Origin of the sequence: Nocardioides euryhalodurans (assembly GCF_004564375.1) — a bacterium.
In the GTDB taxonomy this organism is placed as follows: domain Bacteria; phylum Actinomycetota; class Actinomycetes; order Propionibacteriales; family Nocardioidaceae; genus Nocardioides; species Nocardioides euryhalodurans.
The window spans coordinates 2,208,148-2,221,127 of the sequence record NZ_CP038267.1; the positions used below are offsets into that span (position 1 = coordinate 2,208,148).

The 12,980-nt window shown below is 72.9% G+C and carries 13 protein-coding genes and 1 tRNA gene; 5 read left to right on the forward strand and 9 right to left on the reverse strand.

What is annotated here, in order from left to right:
* Nucleotides 1–2: 2 nt before the first annotated feature.
* The gene (locus tag EXE57_RS10525; RefSeq protein WP_167305873.1) at nucleotides 3–1,580 is read right to left on the reverse strand and encodes a helicase HerA-like domain-containing protein; all 1,578 of its coding nucleotides are present in this window, start codon (nucleotides 1,578–1,580) and stop codon (nucleotides 3–5) included.
* Between the two features lie 233 nt (nucleotides 1,581–1,813).
* On the opposite strand from EXE57_RS10525, the gene EXE57_RS10530 reads away from it, so the two are divergent.
* Together EXE57_RS10530 and EXE57_RS10535 are read left to right on the forward strand one after the other, a co-directional pair.
* Nucleotides 1,814–2,110 carry a type II toxin-antitoxin system VapB family antitoxin gene (locus EXE57_RS10530; protein ID WP_135077305.1) on the forward strand — a complete coding sequence of 99 codons (297 nt, stop codon included), beginning with the start codon at nucleotides 1,814–1,816 and terminating at the stop codon, nucleotides 2,108–2,110.
* The gene (locus tag EXE57_RS10535) at nucleotides 2,110–2,616 is read left to right on the forward strand and encodes a LytR C-terminal domain-containing protein (RefSeq protein WP_135077307.1); all 507 of its coding nucleotides are present in this window, start codon (nucleotides 2,110–2,112) and stop codon (nucleotides 2,614–2,616) included. The genes EXE57_RS10530 and EXE57_RS10535 overlap by 1 nt, the downstream gene beginning before the upstream one ends.
* Here the strand turns inward: EXE57_RS10535 and EXE57_RS10540 are convergent, their stop codons facing one another.
* From EXE57_RS10540 to EXE57_RS10555, 4 genes are all read right to left on the reverse strand, one after another.
* Complete coding sequence (locus EXE57_RS10540; RefSeq protein ID WP_135077309.1) at nucleotides 2,617–4,116, reverse strand: potassium/proton antiporter; 1,500 nt, start codon at nucleotides 4,114–4,116, stop codon at nucleotides 2,617–2,619.
* A 103-nt stretch (nucleotides 4,117–4,219) separates the two neighbouring features.
* On the reverse strand, nucleotides 4,220–5,512 hold the full coding sequence (locus tag EXE57_RS10545) for a YncE family protein (RefSeq protein WP_208542818.1): 1,293 nt from the start codon (nucleotides 5,510–5,512) through the stop codon (nucleotides 4,220–4,222).
* Between the two features lie 69 nt (nucleotides 5,513–5,581).
* The gene (locus EXE57_RS10550) at nucleotides 5,582–6,811 is read right to left on the reverse strand and encodes a VWA domain-containing protein (RefSeq protein ID WP_244246783.1); all 1,230 of its coding nucleotides are present in this window, start codon (nucleotides 6,809–6,811) and stop codon (nucleotides 5,582–5,584) included.
* A 132-nt stretch (nucleotides 6,812–6,943) separates the two neighbouring features.
* Nucleotides 6,944–7,807, reverse strand: coding sequence for an AAA family ATPase (locus EXE57_RS10555; protein ID WP_244246784.1), 864 nt, complete (start codon nucleotides 7,805–7,807; stop codon nucleotides 6,944–6,946).
* 94 nt (nucleotides 7,808–7,901) lie between these two features.
* Here EXE57_RS10555 and EXE57_RS10560 point away from each other — a divergent pair, with 94 nt between their 5' ends.
* Together EXE57_RS10560 and EXE57_RS10565 are read left to right on the forward strand one after the other, a co-directional pair.
* Complete coding sequence (locus EXE57_RS10560) at nucleotides 7,902–8,324, forward strand: pyridoxamine 5'-phosphate oxidase family protein (protein ID WP_135077311.1); 423 nt, start codon at nucleotides 7,902–7,904, stop codon at nucleotides 8,322–8,324.
* Entirely contained in the window at nucleotides 8,321–9,901 is a 1,581-nt protein-coding gene (locus EXE57_RS10565) for a GAF domain-containing sensor histidine kinase (RefSeq protein ID WP_167305874.1), read from the forward strand. The genes EXE57_RS10560 and EXE57_RS10565 overlap by 4 nt, the downstream gene beginning before the upstream one ends.
* A 69-nt stretch (nucleotides 9,902–9,970) precedes the next feature.
* On the opposite strand, the gene EXE57_RS10570 is transcribed toward EXE57_RS10565, so the two are convergent.
* From EXE57_RS10570 to EXE57_RS10580, 3 genes are all read right to left on the reverse strand, one after another.
* Entirely contained in the window at nucleotides 9,971–10,564 is a 594-nt protein-coding gene (locus EXE57_RS10570) for a hypothetical protein (RefSeq protein WP_135077315.1), read from the reverse strand.
* Between the two features lie 104 nt (nucleotides 10,565–10,668).
* Nucleotides 10,669–11,298, reverse strand: coding sequence for a response regulator (locus EXE57_RS10575; RefSeq protein ID WP_135077317.1), 630 nt, complete (start codon nucleotides 11,296–11,298; stop codon nucleotides 10,669–10,671).
* Nucleotides 11,299–11,368: 70 nt separating this feature from the next.
* Nucleotides 11,369–11,785: a GNAT family N-acetyltransferase gene (locus EXE57_RS10580; protein WP_135077319.1), complete on the reverse strand. Its 417-nt coding sequence runs from the start codon at nucleotides 11,783–11,785 to the stop codon at nucleotides 11,369–11,371.
* 97 nt (nucleotides 11,786–11,882) lie between these two features.
* On the opposite strand from EXE57_RS10580, the gene EXE57_RS10585 reads away from it, so the two are divergent.
* On the forward strand, nucleotides 11,883–12,749 hold the full coding sequence (locus EXE57_RS10585; protein ID WP_135077321.1) for an AraC family transcriptional regulator: 867 nt from the start codon (nucleotides 11,883–11,885) through the stop codon (nucleotides 12,747–12,749).
* Between the two features lie 140 nt (nucleotides 12,750–12,889).
* Here EXE57_RS10585 and EXE57_RS10590 read toward each other — a convergent pair.
* Nucleotides 12,890–12,979 (reverse strand) — tRNA-Ser (locus EXE57_RS10590).
* Between the last annotated feature and the right edge of the window lies 1 nt (nucleotide 12,980).

Consider the following 12,980-nt stretch of genomic DNA (forward strand, 5'->3'; position numbering starts at 1 on the left):
GGTCAGCGGCGTGCCGCGCCGAACATCCCGCGGGCGATCTCGCGGGCCGCGGTCCTCATGAAGTCCTGGAAGGCGTCCGACTCCACCACGTCGCGGACCAGGCCGCCGTCCTCCTTCGGCTTCGGCTTCGGCTTGGCCTTGGGCCTGGGCTTCGACGCGGTCGAACCCGCCTCCGTCTGCCCCTCGGCCTCCGCCTTGGCCGCGCCCTCCTCGAGCCGGGCCGCGAGGATCTCGCGTGCCGACTCCCGGTCGAGGGTCGTGGCGTACGTCGCGTTCCGCGGACTGGCCTCGACCGCGGCCTGCATCGCCGCCGGGTCGGCCGGGCCCATCAGCGACTCGGGCGCCCGCAGCCGGGTCCAGGCCACCGGGGTCGGCGCGCCGCGCTCGCTCATCACGGTCACGACCGCCTCGCCGATCCCCAGGCCGGTGATCACCTCGCCGAGGTCGTCGTAGGAGCTCGTGGGGTAGGTCTCCACCGTGGCCCGGAGCGCCTTGGCGTCCCTGGGCGTGTGGGCACGGAGCTGGTGCTGGACCCGCGAGCCGAGCTGGGCCAGCACGTCGTCGGGCACGTCGGTCGGGCTCTGCGTGACGAAGAAGACGCCGACCCCCTTGGAGCGGATCAGCCGGACGGTCTGGGCGATCTGGTCGAGGAACGCCTCCGAGGCGTCGTCGAAGAGCAGGTGGGCCTCGTCGAAGAAGAAGACCAGCTTGGGCCGGTCGACGTCGCCGACCTCGGGGAGGTCGTGGAAGAGGTCGGCGAGCAGCCACATCAGGAAGGTGGAGAAGACCGCCGGCCGGTCCTGGAGGTTCGGCAGCTCCACCAGGCTGATCAGCCCGCGCCCGTCGGCGGCGGTCTGCAGCAGGTCGGACGACGCGAACTCGGGCTCGCCGAAGAACGCCTCCGCCCCCTGGTCGGCGAAGCCGATGAGCTCGCGGAGGATCACGCCGGCGGTCGCGGCCGACAGCCCGCCGAGCGCCTTGAGGTCGGCCTTCCCCTCGTCGCTGACGAGGTGCTGGACCACGGCGCGCAGGTCGGCGAGGTCGAGCAGCGGCAGCCCCCGCTGGTCGGCGTAGTGGAAGACCAGCCCCAGGCTGGACTCCTGGGTCTCGTTGAGGCCGAGAACCTTGCTGAGCAGCACCGGGCCGAACGAGCTCATCGTGACCCGCAGGGGGATCCCCGTCCCCTGCCCACCCAGGGCGTAGAGCTCCACCGGGAAGCCGGTCGCCTGCCACGCCTGACCCACTGAGGATGCCCGCGCGGTGATCTTCTCGCCGCCCTCGCCGGGCACGCTGAGGCCGGACAGGTCGCCCTTGATGTCGGCCGCGAAGACCGGTACGCCGTGGGCGCTCAGCTGCTCGGCGAGCAGCTGCAGGGTCTTGGTCTTGCCGGAGCCGGTCGCCCCGGCGACGAGGCCGTGCCGGTTGACCATCGACAGCGGGATCCGGATCCGTGCGTCGGACAGCCGGGTCGCGTCGAGCATCAGGCCACCCAGCTCGAGGGCCGGCCCCTCGAAGGCGTAGCCGGCCGCGATCCCCTCGGCGACCGCGTCGTCGGGGCTCGTCGCTGCGCTGTCCGTCATGGCCGTCAGCGTAGATGAGTGATTCGCAGGGGGTGCCGGTCGAGCGAGCGCCTCATCCGCGCCCGGATGGCACGGCGGACGAGCGAAGGTGTGGCGGAGCCACGTCGGGTCGAGGACGACGCAGCCAGTCGGGATGCGGGGAGGCGCGGGTCAGGCAACTCCCCTGGGAATCACTCATCCAGGAGACTCCGCGGGGACCGGGCGGTCCCCACGACCCTCGTTATGCTGCGTCCGTGATCTTCAAGCGAGTCGGCCAGGGCCGGCCCTACCCCGACCACGGGCTGACGTCCCGCGGCTGGGCGGCCCTGCCACCGCGTCAGGTCAGGCTCGACGAGCTGGTCACCACCAAGGACACGCTGCAGCTCGACGCGCTCCTCGACGAGGACTCGACCTTCTACGGCGACCTGTTCGCCCACGTCGTGGAGTGGGAGGGCGAGTACTACCTCGAGGACGGGCTCCACCGCGCGCTCCGGGCCGCCCTGCAGCAGCGCTCGGTGCTCCACGCCCGGGTGCACGCGGTGGTGGGCTGATGGAGGCGCGGGCGCGCTCGATCGCGACCCTCGGGGTCCTCTCGCTCCTGCTCGTCATCGGCGGCGTCTGGGGCTGGTCCGCGCTCACCGAGCCACTGCCCGAGGAGGCCTCGACGGCGGTCTGCGAGGACCGCGAGTTCGGTCGCGGCGACCGGATCACCCGCCGCGACGTGACGGTCAGCGTCTACAACGCCGGCACCCGCGTCGGGCTCGCCGGCCTGACGATGAACCTGCTCACCGACGCCGGGTTCGCCGCGGGCTCCGAGGGCAACGCCCCCGACCGCGCGAGCGTCGCGCGGGTACAGATCTGGACCGAGGAGCCCAAGAACCCCGCGGTCGACCTGGTGGCCAGCCACTTCGGCCAGGACGTCAGGGTCGTCCGGCGCTCCTCGCCCGGAGCGGGGATCGCGGTCGTGGTGGGCGACGACTTCGAGAGCCTCACGGCCGGCCAGCGCGCCGTGGTCGCACGTCAGGCCACCTCGGTCTGCGGCCCTCCACGGGCCTGATCAGCGGGGGCGTTCCAGCCACTGCGCCAGCCGGCCGGAGTCCGAGACCTGGCGCAGTCGCCTCTCGGTCTTCTCGCGCAACCGGCGGGGCGTGACGATGAGCAGGTCGTCGCCGTGGCGGAGCACCGTACGCCGCTCGGGGACCAGCGTCTCGTCGTTCCTGATCACCATCGCGACCGACGCGCCCACCGGCAGCCGCAGCTCCCCCACCTCGACCCCGTGCATCCGCGACGCCGGGCTGATGCTGACCTGCAGCAGGTCGGCGGCGATCCGGTCGAGCGGTGCGGCCTCGACGTCCAGCCCCCGCGGCTCCGAACGGCTGGCCACGCGCAGCAGCCGGGCGGCCGTCGGCAGGGTGGGGCCGGTCAGCAGCGTGTAGATCACGACCATCACGAAGACCAGGTCGAAGAGCCGGTCCGCCCCGGGGACGCCCTCCGAGAGCGGGATGGTCGTCAGGACGATCGGGACCGCACCCCGCAGGCCCGCCCAGGACAGGAAGCCGCGTTCGTTCCACGACAGGTCCGAGGCCGCGGAGCTCACCAGGACCGACACCGGGCGGGCGACCAGGGTCAGGATCAACCCGGCGAGGACGGCCAGCGCGACGGTGCGGAGGGTGATCGTCCCCGGCGAGAGCAGCAGGCCCAGCATCACGAACAGGCCGATCTGCGCCAGCCAGGCGACCCCCTCCGCGAACGAACGGGTGGCGACCCGGTGGGGCAGCTCGCTGTTGCCGAGGACCAGCGCGGCGACGTAGACGGCCGCGAAGCCGGAGGCGTGCACGGCCGACGCGGCGCCGTACGAGACCAGAGCGAGGCACATCGCGGCAATCGGGTAGAGGCCGGAGGACGGCAGCGCCGCGCGCCGCATCGCCCACGCGCCGCCGAACCCGAAGACCAGCCCGGACGCGACGCCGACGACCAGCTCCCAGGCCACGATCCCGGTGGCGCCGAGCAGCCCGTGGTCGGCCATCGCGCCGCTCGACACCAGGGTCACGAGCACCACGGTCGGGGCGTCGTTGAGGCCGGACTCGGCCTCGAGGGTGCCCTTGAGCCGCTGCGGCAACGGGACCACGCGGAGCACCGAGAAGACCGCGGCCGCGTCCGTCGGCGACGTGACGGCCCCGAGGAGCACCGCCAGCTGCCACGGGAGACCGAGCAGGTAGTGGGCGCCCACTGCCACCACCGCGATCGAGACCGCCACCCCGATCGTGGCCAGCGAGACCCCGAGCTTCATCGCGGGCCTCACCTCGGCCCACGAGGTCGTGAGACCACCCTCGGCCAGGATGATCGCCAGCGCCGCGAACCCGAGGGCGTGGGCGACCTGGGCGTCCTCGAAGCCGATACCGAGCCCGGCCTCGCCGAGGGCCACCCCCATCAGGAGGTAGATCAGCAGGCTGGGCAGCCCGGCGCGGCTCGAGAGCCGGACCGCGAGGATCGCCAGCAGGGTGACGGCGCTGCCGACGAGCACGAACGTGTCGAGGTCGTGGACGTCGAACGACACGTGTCACCTCGCGACGGAGCAGGGGCGGCGAGGACGCAGTCTATCGGCGGGCACCGGGGCCGAGCGGGCGGCTCCACCCTGCGGGAGCGCAGTCAGCGCGGGGTCAGCGCGACGACCGGAGCGGGAGCGGCGACTGCACGTCCTCGTCCGGGACGTGGTCGGGGAGCCCTGCCACCAGCGACCGCTTCACGAACCCGTTGCGGATCCGCTGCGGGTGGTCGCCGACGTCGACGGTGCGCTCGATCCGACCGGTCGCGTAGGAGATCCGGGAGACCTCGTCGGTGCCGCTCCACGAGACGTAGCAGGACCGGCCGTTCCCGCTCTGCGTGACCCAGTACGGCTTGCCGTCCTCGCGCCGCAGCAGGGGACCGCGCCGGCCGGTGGCCTCGTCGACCACCGTGGCGTAGTCGGACATCGTCCCGGCGACGCAGAGCCTGGTGCCGCGAGGATTCATCGCGATCCCGTGGTGGGCGGAGTCGAGCAGGTACTGCTCGCGCGGGGTGTCCCTGACCAGGTTGGGGAGCCGGGTGACGCCGAGCAGCCGGCCGGTGCGGAGGTCCAGCTCGACGTACCCGTGGAAGAAGCTGACCTGGAAGAAGACGCGTCGCTCGTCCCGCGAGAGCGTCATCGGGCGGACGGCGGTGCTGAGTCCGTCCCTCCCGGCCCGGTCGAAGGTCCGGCGCAGGTCGTAGCGGCGCAGCACCTCGAAGGTCCGCGCGTCGACCACCTGGAAGACGCGCTCCCCCTTGGTCGGGTCGGCCAGGTCGCGGTCGGTCGGGGTGTAGACGTGGCCGATGCTGGCGTGGAGGATCTTGCGGCCGCCGTCGATGAAGACGCTCTCGTGGGGCGACCCGCCCGAGGGGAAGGAGCCCAGCTCCTCGCCGTCACGGACCCGCAGCACGTGCACGGTGTTGGCCGTCGACGCGCTCACCACGACGCGGCGGCCGTCGGGCGAGACCGCCATGTGGTCCGAGCGCTGGCCGGCCACCGGGAAGCGCCACCGGATCCGACCGGTCCGCAGGCTGATGGCGACCACGTCGGCGAAGGAGGGCCGGGACACGATGAGCAGCCGACCGTCGTTGGAGGAGTACATGTCGTCGACGTACTGGTGGTGGCCCTCGCCGATCAGCTCGCGGATCGCCACGAAGTAGGCGAGCCGCTCCGGGTTGAGGGCGATCTCGGCCATCCGCTCCTCGCGGTCCGGGATGATGTCGATCCGGCCCAGCTGCTCGAACGAGCGCGGGGCCAGCACCGTCGCCGTGCCGTCCCAGTTGTTGCCGACGAAAACCGCCCGGCGTACGTCGCCGACGGGCTCCTGCCCGTCGCCGGCCGCGGCGGGGGAGACCCCCACCAGGCCGGACACGGCCACCACTGCGGACACCAGCCAGGTCCTCACGCGCCCTCCTCGGTTGCGTCGTCGTGCCGGGTCAACGACGCGCGTGACCGGCGGGTTATGCCGGGTGGGTCACACCAGGTCGTGGACGAACTCGCCGAGCTGGGTCAGGTTGCGGCACTCGACCATCGCGACGACCTCCCCGTAGGGACCGGCGGCCGAGTCCCCGGTGTCCCAGTGACGGGGGTGCTCGGGGTTGAGCCACCACGCATGGCGGACGCCGCCGGCGAGCTCGCGCAGGGCAGGCAGCGCGAGGTCGCTGTAGTTGGAGCGGGCGTCCCCGAGCACCAGCAGCGACGCCCTCGGTCCGAGCGCGTCGGCGTGCTCCTCGGCGAAGGAGGTGAAGGCCCGTCCGTAGTCGGTCCGTCCCCACAGCGCCGCGTGCGCGGCGCTCGCCGCCAGGTCCGCCATCACCTCGGCGACGTCGGCACCGGGCCGGAAGTGGTGGGTCACCTCGTGCACCCGGTCGACGAACGTGAACGCGCGGACCTTGGTGAACTGCTCGCGCAGCGCGAAGACGAGCAGCAGCGTGAACGACGCGAAGCTGGCCACCGACCCGCTCACGTCGCACAGCACCACCAGCTCGGTGCGGTGCGGCCGCCTGGGTCGGTGGTGGGTGGTGAGCGGGACCCCGCCGGAGGACAGCGACGCCCGGACCGTGCGCCGGACGTCGAGCGGTCCGCGGCGCCGCGCGTGCTGCTCCCGGGCCAGCCGCGTCGCGAGGCGGCGCGCCAGCGGGTAGATCTCGCGACGCATCTCCTCCAGGTCGGCCTTGCGGGCGGAGGAGAAGTCGAGCCGGTCGATCGTCGGCCGGAGCGCCACGTCGGCCACGTGGTCGGGACCCTTCTCCTCGGCGATCCGCCGGCGGGCGTCGCCCTCGACGAGGGCGGCGAAGCCTCCGACCCGCCGGCCGGCCGCCCGGCGGGCCTCCTCCTCGGTACGACCACCCGCGACCAGCCCCGCCACGATCCGCTCGGTCAGCTCGGCCGGCGAGACCCGCCGCAGGGCCGTGTAGGCCGACCACCCCGAGAGCCCCGGGGCCCGACCGGGCATCTCGCCGAACCGCTCGACGGCCTCGACGGCCAGGTCCTGGAGCTCGCCCGACTCCCCGGACCCGAGCGCCTCGGCGAGCCGTTCGCGGAGGTCTGCGAGCGCTTCGGGACCGTCCTTGGCGACCAGGTCGTCGCGGTCGGTGGTCGAGGCCGGGCCGGCCCACGAGCCGTGGGAAGTAGAGGTCGAAGAGCGCGTCGAAGGTCGGCCGCTGGGAGTGCTTCTTGACCAGGGTGGCGGCGTACGCGTCACGCACGGTCGCGCGCTCGTCCCAGGGCAGCACCGAGAGCGCCGCGACGGCGTCGAGGTCCTCGGCGAGGGAGACCGGCACGCCGGCGCCCCGCAGCGCCTCGAGGAAGACGATGTGCCGGTCGACGAGCCCGCTCATGACCCCAGGCCCAGCTCCTTGACGGCCCGCTCGGTGTCCGAGGCGTGCTTGAGGACGGCGCCGAGCGTGCGGGTGATGGCGTCGTCGTCCAGGGTGCGGACCTGCAGCGCGACCAGGGTCCGCGCCCAGTCCACCGACTCGGCGATGGAGGGTGCCTTCTTGAGGTCGAGGTCGCGGAGCCGGCCCACCGTGTCGACCAGGCGCTCCACGATCCGCCGGTCCAGGTCCGGCACCTGTCCGGCCACGATCGCCCGCTCCCGGTCGGCGTCGGGGTAGTCGAGGTGGAGGTAGAGGCAGCGACGCTTGAGCGCCTCCGACAGCTCGCGGCTGGCGTTGGAGGTGAGGACGACGTACGGGCGGCGCACGGCGGCAACGGTCCCGAGCTCCGGGATCGTGACCTGGGAGTCGGAGAGCACCTCCAGCAGCAGCCCCTCGACCTCGACGTCGGTCTTGTCGACCTCGTCTACCAGCAGCACCGTCGGCTGGTCGCGCCGGATCGCGGTGAGCAGCGGCCTGGTCAGCAGGAACTCCTCGGTGAAGATGTCGTCGTGGGTCTCCCCCCACGACTCCTCGCCGCCACTCGCCTGGATCCGGAGGAGCTGCTTCTTGTAGTTCCACTCGTAGAGCGCGCGGGCCTCGTCGAGACCCTCGTAGCACTGCAGCCTCACCAGCTCGGCGTCCGCGGCACAGGCGACGGCCTTGGCGAGCTCGGTCTTGCCCACCCCGGCCGGCCCCTCGACGAGCAGCGGCTTCTCGAGCCGACCCGCCAGGAAGGCCGTGGTCGCCAGCCCCGGGTCGGCGAGGTAGCCGGTCCGCTCGAGTCGCGAGGCGGCGTCGTCAGGGGTCTCGAACCAGGTCACCCGGCCATCCTCACACGGGACCTTCGACCCATCCGGGTGCCGTCTCCCGCGGAGCAGACTCGAGTCACACCTACCCCCGGAGGAGGCCATCGCCATGAAGATCCCGGCCGAGCTGCCGTACGACACGTGCCTTCAGCTGTTGCGCGAGGGCCAGGTGGGCCGGGTCGCGGTGTGCACGCCGGACGGTCCCCGGATCGTCCCCGTCAACTACGCCGTCGACGACGAACGGATCGTCTTCCGCACCACCCCCTACAGCGCGCTCGGCATGCACTCCTGGGGCGGTGGCCGGTTGGCCTTCGAGATCGACCACGTCGACTCCGAGGAGCACACCGGCTGGAGCGTCGTGGCGACCGGGCCTGGCCAGCTCGTCGAGGACAGCGAGGAGCTGCGGCGGATCCGCGACCTCCACGACCCGCAGCCGTGGGCCGGCGGACAGCGCTGGCTCTACGTCTCGCTGCCGTGGCAGGACCTGACCGGGCGACGGATCGGCCCGCGCACCGCCACAATGGCCGGGTGAGCCCCGATCCCGGTGACCCGACGCTGACCAGCGACGACCACGCCTTGCTCGACGCCGTCGTCGCCATCGGGTCGGACCTGGACCTCCACAACGTGCTCGACCGGATCGTCCGGTCGGCCTGCACCCTCACCGGCGCGACGTACGGCGCCCTCGGCGTGATCGGCAGCGACGGCGGGCTCAGCGACTTCATCCACCGCGGCATCAGCGAGGAGCAGCGCGCCCTGATCGGCGCCCTCCCCCGGGGCCACGGGATCCTGGGCCTGCTGACCGAGGTCCCCGACCCGCTGCGGCTCGGCGACCTCGGCACCCACCCGGCCTCGGTCGGCTTCCCCGCCCACCACCCGCCGATGACGACGTTCCTCGGGGTGCCGGTGCGGGTGCGGGGCACGGTCTTCGGCAACCTCTACCTCACCGAGAAGGCCGGGGGCCGCGACTTCTCCGAGCAGGACGAGCGGCTGGTGCAGGCGCTGGCCAACGCGGCCGGCTTCGTCATCGAGAACGCCCGCAGCTACGCCCGCAGCGAGCGGCAGCGCCGCTGGCTGGCGGCGAGCGCCCGGCTGACGGAGGTGCTGCAGCCGCAGCTCGACCGCTCCGAGGCCTACGAGCAGGTCGCCATCGCCGCCCGCAGCGCCTTCGGCACCGACGACCCGGTCGGCGTGGCGGTGATCGACGGCGACGCACCGACGCTGGTCGCCGTCGACGGCCGGCACCGCTCCCGGGTGGCCGAGGTGGTCAGCGCCGCGGCCGCGGCGGTCCGGGGGGCGATCGAGGACGACGAGGTGTCGACCGTGGGGGCTGAGCACCCGGTGATCCTGGTGCCGCTGCCCACGCACCTGACCCCGGCCGCCGCGCTCGTGGCGCTGCGCCCCGGCGGACCGCTGCAGGGTGAGGCGATGTCGGAGGAGCGGGAGCTGATGGCGACCTTCGCCACCCAGGCGGCGCTGGCCCTCGACCGGATCCAGGCGGTGGCCGACCGCGAGGCGCTGGCGGTCGTGAGCGATCGCGACCGGATCGCCCGCGACCTCCACGACGTGGTCATCCAGCGACTGTTCGCCACCGGGCTGCAGCTGCAGGGGGTGCGGGGGAAGGCCGGCGACCCGCTGGTGACCGGACGGCTCGACCAGGCCGTCGCCGACCTCGACGAGACGATCCGCGACATCCGCTCCACCATCTTCGAGCTGCGCCAGGCCCGGACCGGCGGCGTGCTCTCGCAGGTCCGGGCCCTCGCGGAGGAGTACGCCGAGCCGCTCGGCTTCCTGCCCCTGGTGCGCAGCGACGGACCGGTCGACACCGCGGTCGACGACCGGGTTGCCGACGAGCTGCTCGCCGTGCTGCGCGAGGCGCTCAGCAACGTGGCCCGCCACGCCGCCGCCACCGAGACGCGGATCGAGCTCCGGGTGGCCGACCGGGTGCTGGAGCTCTCGGTGAGCGACGACGGCATCGGTCCGGCCCACGGGGTCCGCGAGAGCGGCCTGGCCAACGCCCGCCGCCGCGCGGTCGACCTCGGTGGCAGCTTCGTCGTCGCGCCGGTGGAGCCGTACGGCACCCGTTTCACCTGGCGGGCGCCGCTGCGCTGAGCCAGGTCCGGGACGGTGGCACGCAGGCAACCGCACCCCCGGGGTGGTCGGGGGTGCGGTGCCGGGCGTTCAGCGGAGCCAGTGGTTCCCGCTGACCATCGTGGTGCGGTTCCACGCCTGCCCCAGGCCCCAGGTGGTGCCGGCGGCCGTCAGCAGCAGCACGATCATCGTGACCGCGCCGAGCAGGTGGTCGTCGAGGACCGGGTTGTTCTCCGGGGGCAGCACGACGGTCCACATCAGGACGTACATCAGGGCGCCGGAGATGGTGGCCACCCGCATCCCGATGCCGAGCGTCAGCGCGAAGCCGATGCCGGCCAGGCCGATCATGAAGAGCCAGTCGGCCCAGGGGTCGCCGGCGATCGAGTTGTAGAAGTCCTGGAAGGGACCCTTGGCGCCGAAGGTGAGGAAGCCCTCGGTGGGACTCCCCCCGTTGATCCACGCGGCGTCTCCGAAGCGGTCCACGGTCTCTGCCCCGGTGGCCGGGTCGACGCTGCGACCGGTGGCGAAGCCGAGAGCGAACAGCTTGTCGAAGAACGCCCAGAGGAACGTGAGCCCGAAGCCGATCCGCAGGACCGCGAGGGCCTGGCGGGCGGGCCTGCTCACGACCGGCGTGGTGGCGTCGGACGCGGTGGCGGCATGTCCGGCGTGAGTCGAGGTGTTCATGACTGTCCTCCTGGTCAGGTGCCTGTCTGGCACCTCCAGACAACCGCTGCGGAGGGTTCCGGGGTCAGGGGCGTGGGTCCGGCCCTCGAGGGACCAAGGTCCCGTCAGCCGAGCAGCCGGGAGGCCAGCACGGCGGCCTGCGTACGCCGTTCGAGACCGAGCTTGCCGAGGATGCTGGACACGTAGTTCTTCACGGTCTTCTCGGCCAGGAAGAGCTGCTCCCCGATCTGCCGGTTGGTGAGGCCCTCCGCGATCAGCCCGAGGATCTCGCGCTCCCGCTCCGTCAGGTCCGCCAGCTCGCTCGGCATCGGGTCGCCGTTGCGGACCCGGTCGAGGACCCGCGCCGTGAGGGTGGGGTCGATGAGTGACTGCCCGGCCGCCACGCGGCGGACGGTGTCGACGAGGTCGTGGCCACCGATCTGCTTGAGGACGTAGCCGGACGCCCCGGCGAGGATCGCCGCGAAGAGCGCCTCGTCGTCGTCGTACGACGTGAGGATCAGCGCGCTGATCGTCGGGTCGACGGACCGGACCTCGCGGCAGACGTCGATGCCGCTCCCGTCGGGAAGCCGCGCGTCGAGCACCGCGACGTCGGGACGCAGCGCCGGGATCCGGCTGGCGGCCTCGACGGCGAGGCCGGACTCGCCGACCACCTCGATGTCGCCGGCGTCCTCGAGGAGCTGGCGCAGCCCGCGCCGGACCACCTCGTGGTCGTCGAGGAGAAAGACCTTGATCACCGCGCACCCCCTGCGGCGGGATCACGGCCCGCTGCAGGGTCCACGATGCCACTCCGCGACGTCCGGCGCCTCACAGGAGCTTGAGGAAGTGGACGTCGGCCTCGCCCTCGACCGGCAGGTCGGGCGAGCGCGCGAACTCGGTGTAGCCGTGGCGGGCGTAGAACTCCGGCGCCTGGAAGGTGAAGGAGGACACCAGCACCTGCCGGCAGCCGCGCTCCCGGGCGGCCTCCTCGGCGGCCGCGAGCAGGCGTGCACCCCAGCCGCCGGCCCGGTCGGCCTCGCGCACCCACACCATCCCGATGCCGGCACAGGTCCCCCACGTCCAGCCGCTCAGCCCGGCGACCAGCTCGCCGTCGTCCTCGACCTTGACGGTGAGCTCCCGGAGGTCGTCGTGGCCGACGGCCGCGAAGTTGTGGCGGTCGAGCTCGTTGCTGAGGCGCTCGTCGAGCGCGCTGTCACCGTCTCCGGTCGTCAGGTCGTAGGCCATGGTGCGGGAGGCTACCCACTCCGATCGGACCTGACCGCGATGATCGGGTGCAGCACGCCGTCGACGGGGCAGGCTCGTCCACCGGAAGGAGGTCGCCGTGATCGGAGCGCTCAACCGGCTGGTCGACGTGGTCGAGCAGCAGCTCACCGACGAGCTCGACGTGGCGGCGGTCGCCCGCACGCTCGGCACGACCGAGCACCACCTGCGCCGGATGTTCTCGTCGCTGGCGGGCATGCCGCTGTCGGAGTACGTCCGGCGCCGCCGGATGACGGTGGCAGCAGCCGAGGTCGTGGCGGGCGAGGACGACCTGCTGACGATCGCGGTCCGGCACGGGTACGGCTCCACCGAGGCGTTCGGCCGGGCGTTCCGCTCCGTCCACGGCGCCACGCCGGGCGACGTGCGCCGGTCCGGCGGCCCCCTCCGCACACAACCGCAGCTCAGGTTCCGCCTGACCGTCGAAGGGAGCACCCCCATGGACACCCGTGTCCTCGACCACCCCGCCCTGCGCCTGGCCGGCCACGCCACCCGCGTTCCGCTCGTCCACCACGGCGTCAACCCCCACATCCAGCAGCACGTCGCAGCCATCCCGCCCGAGGAGCACCAGCGGCTCAAGGCCCTCTCGTCCGGGACCCCGCCGGGCCTGCTCTCGGTCAGCGACGACGTCGACCCCGACGGCCGGGAGGGCACCGAGCTGACCTACCTCCACGGCGTCGCCGTCGCCTCGGGGACGGACGTGGCCGGGCTCGACGAGATCGAGGTCCCGGCCGGCCACTGGGCGGTCTTCCGCTCCTCCGGGCCGCACCCGGCGACGTTGCAGGAGACGTGGGCCGCCACCGCCACCGAGTGGTTCCCGTCGAACCCGTGGCGGCTGCGGCCGGGTCCCTCGATCGTGGCCTACCTCGACCGGGCCGAGGACTTCTCGACCGCCACGTGCGAGCTCTGGCTGCCGGTGGAGCGGGCGTGACCCCCACATCGATGGATCGATAGTCCGTCACGGATCGGTCGTCGTCAGGCGCCCGGGACGACCGATTCGTACCGCACTATCGGTCGGCGGGTGCCCGGACGACGACAGCCGGGTCCCGTGGGACCCGGCTGTCGGCTGGCTGGCGGTGGCGGAGGGATTTGAACCCTCGGTGGGCTTGCACCCACAAACGCTTTCGAGGCGTTCTCCTTAGGCCGCTCGGACACGCCACCG